Origin of the sequence: Amycolatopsis sp. GA6-003, assembly GCF_046267895.1 — a bacterium.
Lineage (GTDB): Bacteria > Actinomycetota > Actinomycetes > Mycobacteriales > Pseudonocardiaceae > Amycolatopsis.
Window position 1 is genome coordinate 3,231,104 of sequence record NZ_CP176499.1, and the last position, 15,776, is coordinate 3,246,879.

Annotated in this window: 15 protein-coding genes; 7 read left to right on the forward strand and 8 right to left on the reverse strand. The window is 70.2% G+C overall.

The genetic code is table 11. From position 1 onward, the window contains the following. Positions 1-24 precede the first annotated feature (24 nt). Both F9C12_RS14135 and F9C12_RS14140 read right to left on the reverse strand, forming a co-directional pair. Positions 25-747, reverse strand: coding sequence for a CPBP family intramembrane glutamic endopeptidase (locus F9C12_RS14135; RefSeq protein ID WP_409466168.1), 723 nt, complete (start codon positions 745-747; stop codon positions 25-27). Between the two features lie 76 nt (positions 748-823). Beyond that, a complete protein-coding gene (locus F9C12_RS14140) occupies positions 824-1,390 on the reverse strand; it encodes a CGNR zinc finger domain-containing protein (protein ID WP_409466169.1) in 567 nt (188 codons plus the stop codon). Between the two features lie 97 nt (positions 1,391-1,487). On the opposite strand from F9C12_RS14140, the gene F9C12_RS14145 reads away from it, so the two are divergent. Further along, positions 1,488-2,609, forward strand: coding sequence for an epoxide hydrolase family protein (locus tag F9C12_RS14145; RefSeq protein ID WP_409466170.1), 1,122 nt, complete (start codon positions 1,488-1,490; stop codon positions 2,607-2,609). A 21-nt stretch (positions 2,610-2,630) separates the two neighbouring features. Here F9C12_RS14145 and F9C12_RS14150 read toward each other — a convergent pair whose 3' ends face one another. Together F9C12_RS14150 and ffh are read right to left on the reverse strand one after the other, a co-directional pair. Beyond that, positions 2,631-3,704, reverse strand: a complete 1,074-nt coding sequence (locus F9C12_RS14150) for an amidohydrolase family protein (RefSeq protein WP_409466171.1) — start codon at positions 3,702-3,704, stop codon at positions 2,631-2,633. Next, positions 3,701-5,239: a signal recognition particle protein gene (ffh, locus tag F9C12_RS14155; RefSeq protein WP_409182429.1), complete on the reverse strand. Its 1,539-nt coding sequence runs from the start codon at positions 5,237-5,239 to the stop codon at positions 3,701-3,703. The genes F9C12_RS14150 and ffh overlap by 4 nt, the downstream gene beginning before the upstream one ends. 209 nt (positions 5,240-5,448) lie before the next feature. Between ffh and F9C12_RS14160 the strand changes: the two genes are divergently transcribed. Together F9C12_RS14160 and F9C12_RS14165 are read left to right on the forward strand one after the other, a co-directional pair. Beyond that, positions 5,449-7,242, forward strand: a complete 1,794-nt coding sequence (locus tag F9C12_RS14160; protein WP_409466172.1) for an ABC transporter ATP-binding protein — start codon at positions 5,449-5,451, stop codon at positions 7,240-7,242. A 9-nt stretch (positions 7,243-7,251) separates the two neighbouring features. Next, on the forward strand, positions 7,252-7,692 hold the full coding sequence (locus F9C12_RS14165; RefSeq protein WP_409466173.1) for a MarR family winged helix-turn-helix transcriptional regulator: 441 nt from the start codon (positions 7,252-7,254) through the stop codon (positions 7,690-7,692). A 199-nt stretch (positions 7,693-7,891) separates the two neighbouring features. Here F9C12_RS14165 and F9C12_RS14170 read toward each other — a convergent pair whose 3' ends face one another. From F9C12_RS14170 to F9C12_RS14185, 4 genes are all read right to left on the reverse strand, one after another. After that, on the reverse strand, positions 7,892-8,269 hold the full coding sequence (locus F9C12_RS14170) for a hypothetical protein (RefSeq protein WP_409466174.1): 378 nt from the start codon (positions 8,267-8,269) through the stop codon (positions 7,892-7,894). A gap of 141 nt (positions 8,270-8,410) precedes the next feature. Continuing rightward, positions 8,411-10,714 (reverse strand): [protein-PII] uridylyltransferase, encoded by a 2,304-nt coding sequence (locus tag F9C12_RS14175; RefSeq protein WP_409466175.1) that lies wholly within the window; start codon positions 10,712-10,714, stop codon positions 8,411-8,413. A gap of 3 nt (positions 10,715-10,717) precedes the next feature. Beyond that, entirely contained in the window at positions 10,718-11,056 is a 339-nt protein-coding gene (locus F9C12_RS14180) for a P-II family nitrogen regulator (RefSeq protein WP_037358212.1), read from the reverse strand. Then, positions 11,053-12,420 (reverse strand): ammonium transporter, encoded by a 1,368-nt coding sequence (locus F9C12_RS14185; protein ID WP_409182434.1) that lies wholly within the window; start codon positions 12,418-12,420, stop codon positions 11,053-11,055. The genes F9C12_RS14180 and F9C12_RS14185 overlap by 4 nt, the downstream gene beginning before the upstream one ends. A gap of 174 nt (positions 12,421-12,594) precedes the next feature. Between F9C12_RS14185 and F9C12_RS14190 the strand changes: the two genes are divergently transcribed. Genes F9C12_RS14190 through F9C12_RS14205 form a run of 4 tightly spaced genes read left to right on the forward strand, consistent with a single transcriptional unit; the run spans position 12,595 to position 15,713 of the window. Next, positions 12,595-13,425, forward strand: a complete 831-nt coding sequence (locus F9C12_RS14190; RefSeq protein ID WP_409466176.1) for a putative RNA methyltransferase — start codon at positions 12,595-12,597, stop codon at positions 13,423-13,425. 1 nt (position 13,426) lies between these two features. Beyond that, positions 13,427-13,942 (forward strand): N-acetyltransferase family protein, encoded by a 516-nt coding sequence (locus F9C12_RS14195; protein WP_409466177.1) that lies wholly within the window; start codon positions 13,427-13,429, stop codon positions 13,940-13,942. Positions 13,943-13,953: 11 nt separating this feature from the next. After that, positions 13,954-15,240: an O-acetylhomoserine aminocarboxypropyltransferase/cysteine synthase family protein gene (locus F9C12_RS14200; RefSeq protein WP_409466178.1), complete on the forward strand. Its 1,287-nt coding sequence runs from the start codon at positions 13,954-13,956 to the stop codon at positions 15,238-15,240. After that, the gene (locus tag F9C12_RS14205) at positions 15,237-15,713 is read left to right on the forward strand and encodes a CoA-binding protein (protein ID WP_409182438.1); all 477 of its coding nucleotides are present in this window, start codon (positions 15,237-15,239) and stop codon (positions 15,711-15,713) included. The genes F9C12_RS14200 and F9C12_RS14205 overlap by 4 nt, the downstream gene beginning before the upstream one ends. Positions 15,714-15,776 lie beyond the last annotated feature (63 nt).

Consider the following 15,776-nt stretch of genomic DNA (forward strand, 5'->3'; position numbering starts at 1 on the left):
TACTCGACCGGTCACCGGTTTCCCTCAATGTCCGGTGAAGAGAAGCACGGCTGGCGGCAGGTTGTTGGCCGCGTGCGCGAGCACGCTCGCCGAGGTCCGGCCCGAATAATGCCGCGCCAGCCCGAGGACCAGACCCTGGCCGAACAGCGCGATCGTGCGCGTGGTCTCGCCGTGCAGCAGCGCGAACACCAGGGAGGTGAGCACCAGCACGACCCACGGCGGGATCTTGTAGTGCAGCAGGGCGTTCCACAGCGCGCCGCGCAGAAGCAGTTCCTCGGTGAGCGGGACGGCGACCACCAGCACCAGCGCGGTCGCGACGAGCCAGACCGGGCTGCCGCCGGACACGTCGGGCAGGTCGGTGAGCGGGCTGTCGGACACCTCGTCGCCGCCGAAGACCGCGATCTCGGCGGCGTTCAGCACGAAGCCGACGACGAGCGCGAGCAGACCGCAGGCGAGGCCGACGCGGACGTCGCGGCCCCGGGCGCGGAGGCCGAAGTCGCGTTCGAGGCCGGAGCCGTACCGCAGCGAGGAGATCGCCGGGCCGAGGCCGAGGACCAGGTTCGGCAGGAACGCCAGCAGCAGCAACGGTCCCGCGTACGCCTCGACCGGGTCGTCCTCGCCGACGTGCCGGTTGAACGCGGCCGCGGTGAGGAGGGTGACGAGGTAGTAGCCGGCTACTCCGAAAAAGAACGCGGCGAACGCCCAGTGCGCGCCCAGAATTCGCTTTCCCCCACCGTCTTCGGCCACGGGTTCACGCTATGTGCCTGCGCTGTGGCGCATCGAGGCGGGGTCGCCTCGTTTCTCCCGGCGCACGGCGGGTGCTTCAACGTGCGCTGCGCCTGCTCCGGTAGGCCGCGACGCTGGCCCGGTGCGCGCAGGTGCGGGTGCAGTACTGCTTCGAGCCGTTGCGCGAGAGATCCACGAAAGTGGCGCGGCAGGTCGGTCCGGCGCAGACGCCGAGACGGGTGGGGCCGAGCGTGGCGATCACGGAGGCCAGCGCGCTGAGCGTGGTCGCGGCAAGGTGCGCCGCGCAGCGGTCGGTGTCGGAGGTCACCTCGGTCCGCCAGCGGTCGTCCTCGTGGCGCAGTACCGGGGTGGCACGGCTGTGTCGCAGACCGTCGTTGAGCAGAGCCGCAGCTTCGCCAGGGTCCGCGCTCGCTCGCTCCAGCACCTCACGCACTGTCTCGCGCACCGCGCGGACTTCTGCCAGGTCAGCGCGAGTGAGCTGGCGCAGGCCGGTCCTCTGAGGATTGCCCGCGGGGTGGTCGGCGAGGAAGTCCCGGAGCTGTTCCACGGTCTCGAGCGCGTCCTCGCCCTTGACCGGCCGCAGGGTGTTGGCCAGGTCGACGGCCGTCTGGACCGCCGAGGCGGTGTAACACGCATCAAGCATTTGACGTGTCTCCTCACCGGTCTTTACTGTGACACTCATAGCCGCTCTCACGTGTCACACAATACTCGGAGAGACGAACCCGTAAAGGAGTCTTGCCATGGCCGCCGAGCCGTTCGAGGCGAGCGTCACTGACGCCGAGATCGCGGACCTGCGGGACCGATTGCGCCGGACGAGGTGGCCCGAGCCCGAGCCGGTGGACGACTGGTCCCAAGGATTGCCGCTGGCGTATGCGCGGGAGCTGTGCCGCAGCTGGGCCGAGGACTACGACTTCGGATTCGCCAAGCGGCTGAACGCCTACCCGCAGTACCGCGACACGATCGACGGACTGGGCATCCACTTCCTGCACGTCCGCTCGCCGGAACCGGACGCGTTCCCGCTCGTGCTCACACACGGGTGGCCGGGCTCGGTGCTCGAATTCCTCGAAATCCTCGGCCCGCTGACCGACCCCCGCGCGCACGGCGGCGACCCGGTAGACGCGTTCCACGTCGTCGCGCCGTCGCTGCCCGGCTACGGCTGGAGCGACAAACCGTCCACGACCGGATGGGGCGTCACCCGCATCGCACGCGCCTGGGACACGCTGATGGCCTCGCTGGGCTACCACCGATACGGAGCACAGGGCGGCGACTGGGGCTCGGCAGTGTCCGGCGCGCTCGGCGAAGTGGCGCCCGAACGCGTCGCCGCCGTCCACCTGAACCTGGGATCCGTGGCCGCGGGCACGTTCGCCGACCCGACGCCCGCGGAACTGGCGAACCTCCAAGCCGAAAAGGAGATGCAACGCACCGGCCGGGGCTACTCGGCGATCCAGTCGACCCGGCCGCAGACGCTCGGCTACGCCCTCACCGATTCCCCGGCGGGGCAAGCCGCCTGGATCGCCGAGAAGTTCTGGGCCTGGACGGACAACGACGGACACCCCGAGGACGCGCTGTCCCGGCAGACGATTCTCGACGAGATCTCGGTCTACTGGTTCACCGCGTCGGCCACATCCTCGGCACGCCTGTACTGGGAAAGCTTCGCCCACTTCCGGGACCAGGTCACCGCGCCGTCCGGGCTGTCGATCTACCCACGCGACATCACCCGCCCATCGCGACGCGAGGCCGAACTGCGGTTCACCGACCTGCGCTGGTTCGAGGAACTGCCCCGAGGCGGCCACTTCGCCGCACTGGAACAACCGGAATCACTGGTCGACCAGGTGCGCGGATTCTTCCGCCTCTTCCGCTGAGGAGTCCGTGCGCGCGGGTGCTCAGTGGAAGACGGTGCCGCCCAAGACGATGTGGGTCGGGTGGTGCAGAGCGGCGAGATCGGCGCGCGGGTCGTCGGCGTACACGATCAGGTCGGCCGGTGCGCCGTGTTCGATGCCGGGGTGGCCCAGCCATTCGCGGGCTTCCCAGGACGCGCTCGCGAGAGCCTGCGTACGCGACATTCCCGCCCGGTGGAGCGCTTCGACCTCGTCGGCGATACGGCCGTGCGCGACCATGCCGCCCGCGTCCGTGCCCGCGAAGACGCGTACGCCCGCTTCGACGGCCGAGGACACCATGTCAGCCACACCGGCGTGCAGTGCGCGCATGTGGGCCGCGTACGTCGGGTACTTGCCTGCCTTGTCCGCGATGCCCGGGAAGTTCTCGATGTTGATGAGCGTGGGCACCAACGCGACGTCGCGGCGCGCGAGTTCGGCGAGTTGGTCTGACGACAGCGCGGTGCCGTGTTCGAGACAGTCGATTCCCGCGCCGATCAAGCCTGGCAACGCCGCTTCGCCGAAGACGTGTGCGGTGACGCGTGCGCCGAGGTCGTGGGCGACCTGGATGGCTTCGGCGAGCACGTCGTCCGGCCACAGCGGGGCGAGGTCGCCTTGGCCGCGGTCGATCCAGTCGCCCACGAGCTTGACCCAGCCGTCGCCGTCGCGGGCCTGTTCGGCGACCGCTTCGGGCAGCAAAGCCGGGTCGTCCAGTTCGATCGCGAACCCGGGGAGATACCGCTTCGGCAGGGCCAGATGGCGTCCGCAGCGGATGATCGTGGGCAGGTCGGCGCGCGATTGCAGCGGCCGGACGTCGAGCGGCAGGCCGCAGTCGCGGATCAGCAGCGTGCCCGCGTCGCGGTCGGTCGCGGCCTGGTCCGCCGCCTCCTCCACCGACAGCCCGCCGCTCGGGCCGAGGCCCGGGTGGCAGTGCGCGTCGACGAGCCCGGGGACCACGAATCCGCCAGTGGACAGCGTGTCCGCGCCGGGAACCGGCTCGAAGGACAGCTTTCCGTCGTGGATCCAGAGGTCACGCGGTTCGCCGTCGGGCAGGACGGTGCCGGACAGGTGCAGCGGGCTCAATTGTTCTTCGGGTCCTTCGGCAGCTTGAACTTGGACGGGTCGAAGCCGGGCACGTCGTTCATGCCGCCGAGCTGGGACAGGTCCGGCATCCCGCCGGGCATCCCGCCGCCGGGGGGCAGCATCGGCATGCCGCCGGGAAGCCCGCCGCGCATCTTCGGCTGCGTCGGGCCCTTCTTGCCCTTCTTCCCCTTCTTGCCCTTGCGGTTCTTGCTCCCGCCGCCTCCGCCGAAGCCGAACCGGCCGGCCATCTGCGCCATCATCTTGCGCGCCTCGAAGAAGCGGTTGACCAGGTCGTTGACCTCGCGGACGGTCACGCCGGAGCCGTTCGCGATGCGCAGCCGGCGCGAGCCGTTGATGATCTTCGGGTCGGCGCGCTCGGCGGGCGTCATGCCGCGGATGATCGCCTGGAGCCGGTCGAGCTGCTTGTCGTCGACCGCGGCGAGCTGGTCTTTCATCTGGCCCGCGCCGGGCAGCATGCCGAGCAGGTTGCCGATCGGGCCCATCTTGCGCACCGCGAGCATCTGCTCGAGGAAGTCCTCCAGCGTGAGCTGGCCGCTGGTGAGCTTCTGCGCGGCCTGTTCGGCCTGCTCCTGGTCGAAGTGCTGTTCGGCCTGCTCGATCAGGGTCAGGACGTCGCCCATGCCCAGGATGCGCGAGGCCATCCGGTCCGGGTGGAACGTGTCGAAGTCTTCGAGCTTCTCGCCGTTGGACGCGAAGAGGATCGGCTGGCCGGTGACCTCGCGCACGGACAGCGCGGCGCCACCGCGGGCGTCGCCGTCGAGCTTCGTGAGCACCACGCCGGTGAAGCCGACGCCGTCGCGGAACGCCTCGGCCGTGGTGACCGCGTCCTGACCGATCATGGCGTCGACCACGAACAGGACCTCGTCCGGCTGCACGGCTTCACGGATGTCCGCGGCCTGCTTCATCAGCTCTTCGTCGACACCCAGGCGACCGGCGGTGTCGACCACCACGATGTCGTGCTGCGCGCGCTTGGCCTCTTCGATCGCGCGGCGGGCGACGTCGACCGGGTCGCCGACGCCGTTGCCCGGCTCCGGCGCGAACGTGACGACGCCCGCGCGCTCGCCGACCACCTGCAGCTGGGTGACCGCGTTCGGCCGCTGAAGGTCGCAGGCCACCAGCATCGGCGCGTGGCCCTGCTTCTTCAGCCACATCGCCAGCTTCCCGGCGAGCGTCGTCTTACCGGCGCCCTGGAGGCCGGCGAGCATGATCACCGACGGCGGGTTCTTCGCCAGGTGCAGCCGCCGCGTCTCGCCGCCGAGGATGCCGACGAGCTCCTCGTTGACGATCTTGACGACCTGCTGCGCCGGGTTCAGCGCCTGGGAGACCTCGGCGCCCTTCGCCCGGTCCTTGATCTTCGCGATGAACGCCTTGACCACCGGGAGCGCGACGTCCGCTTCCAGCAGCGCGATGCGGATCTCGCGCGCGGTGGCGTCGATGTCGGCGTCGGACAGCCGGCCCTTGCGCGAGAGCGACTGCAGGGCCGAGGTGAGCCGATCGGAGAGGGTGTCGAACACGGGGGTGCACGCTCCAGCTGGGTCGAAAGTTCGCGTGCCGGGCGGTGCTCGGCACCCCCGGCATCTTCCGAGGGTAGCCGCCCCGGCTGCCTGGCCTTCACGGGTACGGGAAGGGTGCTACGCAAGCGCGTACTAACTGGCCGAGCGACAACGGGTCAACCATGCGAAAACTGCTCGACCAGGCTCGGCAATTCAGTAAACATAGGCGTATGACATCAGCTACTGCCCGGCGTCCGACGCTCGCCGAACCGGCAGGAGACGAGGACGAACCGGTCCCGTTCCGGCGCATCGCGGCCCTGTTCCGGCCGCACCGGAGCGCGCTGGCCGGGCTGTGCGCGCTGCTGGTCCTGCAGGCGGGTCTGGGCGTGACCCCGCCGTTCCTGCTGCGGGAGATGCTGGACGACGCGCTGCCGCACCGCGACGCGCTGCTGGTGAGCCTGCTGGCCGCCGGGATGATCGCCGCCGCGCTCGGGTCCGGCGCGCTGAGCGTGCGGACCACCGGGCTGTCCACCACCATCGGCCAGCGCGTGATGAACGAGCTGCGGGTGGCGGTGTACAGCCATCTGCAGCGGATGTCGCTGGGCTTCTACACCCGGACCAAGACCGGCGAGGTGCTGTCGCGGGTGTTCAACGACATCGGCGGCGTGGACAACGTCGTGACCGGGACCGCCGCGGCGATCGTGCAGAACGGCACCACGGCGCTGGCGATCGCGGCGGCCATCCTGGCCATGGACTGGCAGCTGGGGCTGTTGTCGCTGGTCGTCGTGCCGTTGTTCCTGCTGTTCACGCTGCGCCTCGGCGGCAAGCAGCGGAAGCTCGCCCGCGGCCGGACGCGGCGGATGGCGCGGCTGACCACGATCGTCGAGGAATCGCTGTCGGTCACCGGCGTGCTGCTGGCCAAGACGATGGGCAACGCGAAGCTGATGCGCGACCGGTTCGCCGAGGAGTCGCGCGAGGTCGCGGCGCTGGAACGCAGTGCCGCGCTGGCCGGCCGGTGGCAGCGAGCGGCGAGGACGATGAGCCTGACGATCGTTCCTGCCCTGGTCTACTGGGCGGCCGGGCTCGAACTCGCTGGCGGTGCGGCTCCGATTTCGCTGGGCACTGTCGTCGCGTTCACCAGCATGCTGAACCGGCTGCTCGCTCCGGCGACGGCGATGCAGACAGTGGGGCAGAACGTCGCGTCGGCGAAGGCGTTGTTCGGGCGGATCTTCGAGGTGCTCGATCTGCCGGTGGAGATCGACGACCGGCCGGGCGCGCGTGAGCTGGTTCTCCGCGGCGGGGCGGTTTCGATGCGCGGGGTGTCGTTCCGCTACGACGACGAGGGGCCATGGACGTTGCGCGACATTGATCTCGACGTGCCTGCCGGGACCACGACGGCACTGGTCGGGTCGACGGGTTCCGGGAAGACGACGCTCGCTTACCTGGTCGCGCGGCTGTACGAGGCGACCGAGGGAAAGGTGTGCGTGGACGGGACGGACGTCCGGGACGTCACGCTCGCGTCGCTGGCCGCCGGGGTCGGGCTGGTGTCGCAGGAGACGTATCTGTTCCACGCGTCGGTCCGGGACAACCTGCGGTTCGCGAAGCCGGACGCCACCGACGAGGAGCTGGAGAACGCCGCGAAAGCCGCGCACATCCACGACACGCTGGCGGCGCTGCCGGAGGGCTACGACACGGTGGTCGGGGAACGCGGCTACCGGTTTTCCGGCGGGGAGAAGCAGCGGATGGCGATCGCGCGGATCCTGCTGCGCAATCCGCCGGTGCTGATCCTGGACGAGGCGACGAGTTCGCTCGACAACCGCACGGAGCGGGCCGTGCAGGCGGAACTGGACCGGCTCGCCGCGGGCCGCACGACGATCGCCGTCGCGCATCGGCTGTCCACTGTGGAGCATGCGGACCAGATCGCGGTGCTGGACGCCGGGCGGATCGTCGAGCGGGGGACGCACGCGGAGCTGCTCGCGGCGGACGGCAGGTATGCCGCGCTGGTGCGGGGAGAAACCGCCTAATGTGGCCTTATGCAGACCGAATCCGCCGACGAGCTGGCGACGCTGGCGCGGGCGGTGCGCGAGGGCGTCGGGCGGCTGAACTGGCGGATGCGCTCCGAGGCGGGCTCCCCCGCCCCGGGACCGGCCGTGCTGGCGGTGCTGTCGCGGCTGTACCGGGGCGGCACGCACACGCCGGGCGAGCTGGCCGAGGCCGAGCGGATCCATCCGCAGTCGCTGACGCGGATCCTGGCCTCGCTGGCCGAACGCGAATGGATCACCCGCACCCCGGACCCGGCGGACGGGCGGCGGTCGCTGATCGAGATCACCCCGGCCGGGCTGCGGGAGCTGCGCGCCTACTCGATCGCGCGGGAGAACTGGCTGGCCGCGGCCGTCGAACGGACGCTCAGCCCCACCGAACGGGAACTGCTCCGGCTCGCGGCCGGGCTGCTGACGCGGATCGCGGATTCCTGAGGCCCGGGAGTTCCGGGGCGGCCGCTCCCCACGGCCGTCCCCGGAACCGTGGCGGAAGAGCTCACCTCCCCAGGAGGCCTTCCGCCGCGGGCACGCGGAGCGGTTCCCCCTCGACCACCCGGCGTTGGCGAGAAGTCTGCCGTCCGGGTGCGGGCGCGCGGCAGCGTGAAGTCCCTCAATCGGGGCTGAGTAGAACTACTCAAACGCGGGTGTCGGGGCCCGCGGAGTCGCTCGTGAACTCGAAGAGCGGTTCGGCGTCGGAGAGTTCCTCGGCGGAGCAGCTGACCGCGCAGGCCGCGGCTTGGAGGACTTCGGTGAGGACTTCTACTTCCGACGGCGAGACGGTGGCCAGCGCCGGGTTGCGGACGTCCATCCGGCCGGCGAGGCCCGCCAGGGCGTGGGAGAGGGCGTGTTGCCCGGCGACCAGTTGGGTGACGACCTCGGAGAGTTCGCCGAGGGTGGCCGCGGAGCCGTCGCCGCGGAGGAGGGCGGAGAGTTCTTCGGCGCAGGTTCTCAGGTGCCCGGCCACGACTGTCGGCGGCAGCGAAAGCTCGGGCAGGTTCTCGTGACCTCGCACCGCGTTCACCTCGCCCCCTGGTCGGACCTGCCATCCTGCCACCGGAACCGGTGTTGTCGCTTCCGACACCCCGGACGGGTGAGCCCGGATGGCGCAATCCGGCCGGGTCTGCGTGCGCTGACCAGCTGTCCGTGAGGGCCTTCAGGAGACCGCGGCCAGCACGGCGTCGGTGATGCTCGCTCGCCACGACGGAGTGACCTGGCCGGAGCGCGGCGAGAGGGCGAACGAGTCGACCACGGCGCCTCCGAGGGTCGCGGCTTTCGCCCAGTGGACGTCGGCCTCGGCACGGCGCAGGGCGCTCGCCACGCGGAACAACAGGCCGATCTGGTCGGCGGCGCGCAGTTCGAGCACGACGGCGTCCGGGCCGCTCGTTTCGTCGTCGAACCACCGCACCATCGGCTTGACCTCTACTGGCGACGAGGTGGCGTAGTCGCGTTCCTTCGCGGCCAGGCGTTGGGTGAGCGGCATTGTTCCGGCTACCGCGCGGGCGAATTGTTCCCGCAACAGCGCGGGATCAGGTAGCGAACCGAACTTCGGGGAGGCGGTGAACACGCCTGCTCGGCCGCAGTGTTCGCGCAGGACTGCGGAGTGGACCTCCAGCGAGTTCAGTGCCAGCACTCCGGCCGCGGGGGCCAGCAGTTCCCGATCCGCGGGCACGGCCAGCAGGACCGTGACGACCTTGCCGTGTGCGGAGATCCGGATTTGGCCCACGCCGGTCCGGGCGGCCTCGGCGAGGAGTTCGCGCTGGTCGTCGTCCAGCGGCTCGGGCGGGGTGAAACCCTTGCCGTGCACTGCTTCCTCGCAGCCGCTGACCAGTTCGGCCAGCAGGCGGTCCTTCCAGTCGGTCCAGACGCCGGGGCCGGTCGCCAGCGAATCGGCCCGGGTGAGGGCGTGCAGGAGTTCCAGCAGGACGACGTCGCGGTCCAGGGTTTTCACCACGCGCGAGATGGTCGCGGGGTCGCCGATGTCGCGTCTGGTCGCGGTGTGCGGCAGCAGCAGGTGGTGGCGGACCATCGCGGACACTGTCGCGACGTCCGCGGGCGGCAGGCCCAGGCGTTGCGCTACCGAGGCGGAGATCTTCGCGCCCAACTCGGAGTGGTCGGCTTCGCGGCCCTTGCCGATGTCGTGCAGCAGTGCGCCGATCAACAGCAGGTCTGGCCTCGACACCGTGGTGGTCAGTTTCGCTGCTTCGACGCACGCTTGGACGAGGTGTCGGTCGACCGTCCACTGGTGCACTGGCGACCGTGGCGGCAGGTCGCGTACGGCACCCCATTCCGGGAACAGGCGCGCCCACAGGCCGGTGCGGTCGAGTGCTTCGACCGCGTCGACCAGGCCCTCCCCCGCGCCCAACATCTCGACGAGGGCGTTGCGGGCGTCGTCCGGCCACGGTTCGCGCAGTTCGGGTGCGGACTCCGCGAGGGTGCGCAAAGTACCTGGTGAGATGGGCTTTCGGGTACGCGCGGAGGCGGCTGCGGCGCGGAGCAACAGTGCCGGGTCTCGGGCGGGGAGCGCGTCTCGGGCCAGTGCGACCTCGTCGCCGTGAAGTACGACGCCCTCCGCCAGCGGGCGGCGGACCGGGCGACGGCCGAAGCGTGGGCGTGGTTGTTCCACAGTGGACCGAAGGGCGACGTCGACGGCGTACGCGATGGTTCGGCCCGCCCCGGAAAGCTTGCGTGCCAAGGCGAATCGGTCGCCCAGTTCCAGTTCGTGCGCTACGACGTCGGCGTCGGCGGCACCGAGGATGTCTCGCTCTCGACGCGATTCGCGGCGCAGTTCGGTGCGGACATCGAGCAGGAGTTGCTTGGCTGCCAACAGTTCTTCGCCCGGCCGCGCGGTGAGCTGTCCGGCCGCGAGCGCTTCCAGCACGCCGAAGTCGCGCAGGCCGCCGCGGCCGTGTTTGAGGTCCGGTTCGGCGGATTGGGCGATCTCGCCGCTGCGCCGCCACCGCGTGTGGACGGATTCGGCCAGCTCCGGAAGGCGTTTGCGGGCCGTGCGCCGCCACTGGTCCCGGGCGGCGGACGCGAGGCGTTCGGTGAGGCCCGGGTCGCCCGCGAGGTGCCGGGCGTCGAGGAGACCGAGCGCGGTGCGCAGGTCCTCCGCGGCGACCTTCAGCGCCTCGCCGGGGGTGCGGACCGAGTGGTCGAGGCCGACCCGCGCGTCCCACAGCGGGTACCACAGCGCGTCGGCGATCTTCCCGATCTGACTGTTTCCGTTGTGCAGCAACACCAAATCGAGATCGGAGTACGGCACCAGCTCCCGCCGCCCCAACCCCCCTACGGCGACCAGCGCGACACTTGGGTCCGCAGTGTCGACGCCGGCCGCCGCGGCTCCTTTCCCCAGCCAGAACTCGTAAAGATCGACCAGGGACGTCCGCAGTGCGGGCGCTCCGTGCCGTCCTTCGAGCAGCAGCGCAGTGGCTCGGGCGAGTTCTCCCCCGTCGGTCATCGGCTACAGCGCGTCCGTGCCGCGTTCGCCGGTGCGGACCCGGATGACCGTCTCCACCGGCGTCACCCAGACCTTCCCGTCGCCGATCTTGCCGGTGTGCGCGGCGGTCGTCACCGCGTCGAGGACCTTCTCGACGACGGCGTCGTCCACCACGACCTCGATCTTCAGCTTGGCCACGAAATCCACCGAGTACTCGGCCCCCCGGTAGACCTCGGTGTGGCCCTTCTGCCTGCCGTAGCCCTGTACCTCGCTCACCGTCATCCCGAGCACGCCCAGCTGCTCCAGCGAGGAGCGGACGTCGTCGAGCGTGAACGGCTTGACGATCGCGGTGATGAGCTTCATGCCTTGGTCTCCTCGAGTTTCGTGACGGGCTTGACCGGGAACGTCGTCGAGTGGCCGAGCCCGCCCATGCCGGTGAAGTCGTAGGCGCTCTCCGCGTGCTGGCCCTCGTCGATGCCGCTGACCTCGTGCTCGGTGCTGACGCGGAACCCGCCCGCCTTCTTGATCGCGAAGCCGATGATCAACGTCATGATGAACGAGTAGCCCAGTACCGCAAGCGCAGCGACCACCTGGATGCCCAGCTGCTTGAAGCCGCCGCCGTAGAACAGGCCGTCCGCGCCGGCCGAGTTCACGCTCTTGGTGGCGAAGAAGCCGATCAGCACGGTGCCGACGAGACCGCCGACGAGGTGCACGCCGACGACGTCGAGGGAGTCGTCGAAGCCGAGGCGGAACTTGAGAGAGATGGCCAGCGCGCACAGCACCCCGGCGATGACACCGATCGCGATCGAGCCGAGCGGGCTCACGAAACCGCAGGCGGGCGTGATGGCGACCAGCCCGGCGACCGCACCCGAGGCCGCGCCGAGCGTGGTCGGCTTGCCGAACTTCAGCTGTTCCACCAGCAGCCAGCCGAGCACCGCGGCCGCGGTCGCGACGGTGGTGTTGGTGAACGCGACGCCCGCGAGGTCGTTCGCGCCCAGCGCGGAGCCGGCGTTGAAGCCGTACCAGCCGAACCACAGCAGCGACGCGCCGAGCAGGACGAACGGGACGTTGTGCGGCCGGCCGGTGTCCTTCGGCCAGCCCTTGCGCTTGCCGAGCACCAGCGCGAGGGCGAGACCCGCGGCGCCGGCGTTGATGTGCACCGCCGTGCCGCCCGCGAAGTCGAGCGCCTTGAGCTGGTTGGCGATCCAGCCGCCCACCGAATCCTTGCCGGTGAAACCGTCGAACGAGAACACCCAGTGCGCGACCGGGAAATACACGACAATCACCCAGATCGCCACGAAAAGCGTCCAGCCCCAGAACTTCGCGCGATCCGCGATGGCCCCGGAAATGAGCGCCGGGGTGATGATCGCGAACATCAGCTGGAACATGCAGAACGCGAGCAGCGGCAGCGCGTCCGGACCGGGCCACGGAACGGGCGGCGGGCCCGCGCTGGCGAGTCCGACGAGCTTGCCGAACGCGTCCGACAGGCCGGCGTAGTCGAAGTTCCCGACCAGGCCGCCGAAAGCGTCGTCGCCGAAGGACAGCGAGAACCCGAAGAGCACCCACAGCACCCCGACTATCGCGAGCGCGATGAAGTTCATCATCAACATGTTCAAAACGCTCTTCGCGCGGACCATGCCGCCGTAGAAGAACGCGAGGCCCGGGGTCATGAGCATGACCAGCGCGGCGCTGATCAGCACCCAGGCGGTGTCTCCGGCGTTCAGCACAATCGTCCTCCCGTGCCGTGGGCAACTGCAGAGGAAGTGTTGGCCGCGGGTGTTTCGCCAGGCTTCGGTTCACGTTTCCCGCGCGTGAACTCCGGTGCGGTGGTTGTTACGGGGACGTTTCCGCGGACCCGGGGCGAAATGTCCGGTCAGGCAACCTCGTGGTCGAATACCGTCATGTCTTTGCCTGATCGGGTGATTGATGCACTGCGCTGTTCGGTGTGCGCGGAGCCGGTCTCGCTGACCGGCCGGACGCTGCGCTGCGAGCGGCGGCATGCCTTCGATCTGGCCCGGCAGGGTTACGTCAACCTGCTGCACGCGCGCATCCCGGCGGGGACGGCCGACACCGCGCCGATGGTGGACGCGCGGGCGGCGTTCTTGTCTTCGGGCGCGTACGAGCCGCTCGCCGACGCGGTCGCCGAGGCCGGTGCCGCGTCTGGATTGATCATCGACGCCGGGGCTGGGCCGGGCTACTACCTCTCGCGAGTCCTGGACGCCGCGCCGGACGCGGTCGGACTCGCACTGGACGTGTCGGCGATCGCGTTGCGGCGGGCAGCCCGGGCACATCCGCGGCTGGGCGCGGCGGTGTGGAACCTGTGGGAACCGTGGCCGGTGCGCGACGGGGTGGCTTCGGTGGTGCTGGACGTGTTCTCGCCGCGGAACGCCGCGGAGTTCCATCGGGTGCTCGAACCGGGCGGGAAACTGGTGGTGGCGTCGCCGTTGCCGGGACACCTCGCGGAGCTGGGCGATTTGGTGCTCGCGGTGGACTCGCGGAAGGAAGAACGGCTCGAAGCGACGTTGGGCGGGTTGTTCGCGCGGGAGTCCGGGGTGGAGGTGGTCCGGACGCAGACGTTCAGCGCGGCTCAGGTGCGGGATGTGGTCGCGATGGGCCCCGCGGGATTCCATCTGGACCGTGACGGGCGTCGGGAGCGGCTCGAAGCGGCCGAGGGGCGGGACGTGACGCTGGCGGTTTCGGTGAGCACTTGGCGGCGGGTGGAAGGTCCGTGACATGACGGACAGCCGGATCCGAAAAGCCGAACTGAACGACGTCGAGGCGATCTGCCGGTTCGGCGAAACGCACATCCCGCCGCACTACACGCCGCTGATCGGCGAAGCGGCGGCTCAGCGTCAGGTCCGCCAGTGGTGGAACGAAGCGCATCTCTCGGCCGCCGTGGCCGACGGTCGGGTCGTCGTCGCCGAAATCGGCGGACGCGTCGTGGGCGTCGGGCAGCTCGGGCCGGACCACGTCGTCTACAAGCTCTACCTGGACCCGGCGCACCGCGGCCACGGCCTGGGCCCGCGGCTGCTCGACGCCCTCGCCAGCCAACTGCCGGACAGCGTCGACCAGCTGCGCATCGAGCACTTCGCCGCCAACGTGCGAGCCGCGGCGTTCTACGAACGGGAAGGTTTCGCGGTCGAGCGGATCGAACCGGATCCGGGCGGGGATCCGGCGCTGGCCGTGGTCTGGAGAGCCCGTCCGATCACTCTCCGGGAGGAATGGCCGCCACCCCCGGCGCTGGGTTAGCGTGGCGCTCGATGAGCGAACGTACCTGGGGCTTCCGCACCCGCGCCCTGCACGCCGGCGGCACTCCCGATCCCACGACCGGGGCCCGTGCGGTGCCGATTTACCAGACCACCAGCTTCGTGTTCGAGGACGCGGCCGACGCGGCCAATCTGTTCGCGCTGCAGAAGTACGGGAACGTCTACAGCCGGATCGGCAACCCGACCGTCGCGGCGTTCGAGGAGCGCATCGCCAGTCTCGAGGGCGCTATCGGCGGGGTCGCGACGGCCAGCGGGCAGGCGGCCGAGTTCCTCACCTTCTCCGCGCTCGCGGAGGCCGGCGACCACATCGTGTCGGCGGCCGGGTTGTACGGCGGCACGGTCACCCAGCTCACCGGGACGCTCGCGCGGTTCGGCGTCGAGACCACGTTCGTGCACGGCGACACCGAGGAGTACGCCAAAGCGGTGACCGACCGCACGAAGCTGATCTACACCGAGGTGATCGGCAATCCGAGCGGTGCCATCGCGGACCTCGCCGGGCTGGCCGATCTCGCGCATTCGCACGGCATCCCGCTCGTGGTCGACGCGACGCTCGCCACGCCGTACCTCTGCCGTCCGATCGAGCACGGCGCGGACATCGTCCTGCACTCGGCCACGAAGTTCCTCGGCGGGCACGGCACGACGCTCGGCGGGGTCGTCGTCGAGGCCGGGACTTTCAACTGGGGCAACGGAAACTTCCCCCGGATGACCGAGACCGTCGACAGTTACGGCGGGCTCAAGTACTGGGAGAACTTCGGCGAGTACGCGTTCTGCACTCGGCTGCGCGCGGAGCAGTTGCGCGACATCGGCGCGGTGCTGTCGCCGCATTCGGCGTTTTTGCTGCTGCAGGGCGTGGAAACGCTGCCGCAGCGGATGGACGCGCACGTCGTCAACGCGCGGGCGATCGCGGAGTACCTGAACGCGGACCCGCGGGTCGCGTGGGTGTCCTACGCCGGGTTGCCGGATCATCCGGACCACGAGCGGGCTGCGCGGTACCTGCCGCAGGGGCCGGGCGCGGTGTTTTCGTTCGGGGTGAAGGGCGGGCGCGCGGCGGGCGAGAAGTTCGTGGAGTCGGTGGAACTGCTGTCGCACTTGGCGAACGTCGGCGACGCGCGGACGCTGGTGATCCATCCCGCCTCGACGACGCACGCGCAGTTGTCCGAGGACCAGCTCGCCGCGGCGGGCGTGGGCGCGGACCTGATCCGGCTGTCGGTCGGGCTGGAAGACGTCGAGGACCTGCTGTGGGACCTCGACCAGGCCCTCGGCAAGGCGGTGAACGCGTGAGCTACGACGTCGGAGCGGTCGAGCGGCGGCGTCTTCTCGGGCGCACGAAATCGGTGACGGTCGTGGGCGCGTCGGCGAATCCGGCGCGGCCGAGTTACTTCGTGGCGACGTATCTGCTGTCTTCGACGCGGTATGAAGTCAACTTCGTGAACCCGCGACTGGACACCTTGCTGGGGCGGCCGGTGTATCCGTCGCTGGCGGACGTGCCGGGCGAGCTGGATCTCGTGAGCGTGTTCCGCAAGCACGATGACCTCCCCGGCGTGGCCGAGGAGGTCATCGACGCGGGGGCGCGGACGTTGTGGCTCCAGCTCGGTTTGTGGCACGAACCGGTGGCCGACCGCGCCCGCGAGGCTGGGCTGGACGTGGTGATGAACCGCTGCGTGAAGATCGAACACGCGCGCTTCGCGGGCGGGCTGCATCTCGCCGGGTTCAACACCGGGGTGATCAGTTCCCGGCGGCAAACCGCACCCTGACCAGGGCGGCTACGGTTGCCGGGTACCCAGCTCCACGCTTTCCCCACCGCGGAAGGGTTTCCG

Bases quoted from the DNA above. Each gene is read 5' to 3' on its own strand.
- F9C12_RS14145 (WP_409466170.1), top strand. From the start codon at position 1,488: ATGGCCGCCGAGCCGTTCGAGGCGAGCGTCACTGACGCCGAGATCGCG.
- F9C12_RS14140 (WP_409466169.1), bottom strand. From the start codon at position 1,390: ATGCTTGATGCGTGTTACACCGCCTCGGCGGTCCAGACGGCCGTCGAC.
- F9C12_RS14200 (WP_409466178.1), top strand. From the start codon at position 13,954: ATGAGCGAACGTACCTGGGGCTTCCGCACCCGCGCCCTGCACGCCGGC.
- F9C12_RS14190 (WP_409466176.1), top strand. From the start codon at position 12,595: ATGTCTTTGCCTGATCGGGTGATTGATGCACTGCGCTGTTCGGTGTGC.
- F9C12_RS14160 (WP_409466172.1), top strand. From the start codon at position 5,449: ATGACATCAGCTACTGCCCGGCGTCCGACGCTCGCCGAACCGGCAGGA.
- F9C12_RS14165 (WP_409466173.1), top strand. From the start codon at position 7,252: ATGCAGACCGAATCCGCCGACGAGCTGGCGACGCTGGCGCGGGCGGTG.
- F9C12_RS14180 (WP_037358212.1), bottom strand. From the start codon at position 11,056: ATGAAGCTCATCACCGCGATCGTCAAGCCGTTCACGCTCGACGACGTC.
- F9C12_RS14195 (WP_409466177.1), top strand. From the start codon at position 13,427: ATGACGGACAGCCGGATCCGAAAAGCCGAACTGAACGACGTCGAGGCG.
- F9C12_RS14175 (WP_409466175.1), bottom strand. From the start codon at position 10,714: ATGACCGACGGGGGAGAACTCGCCCGAGCCACTGCGCTGCTGCTCGAA.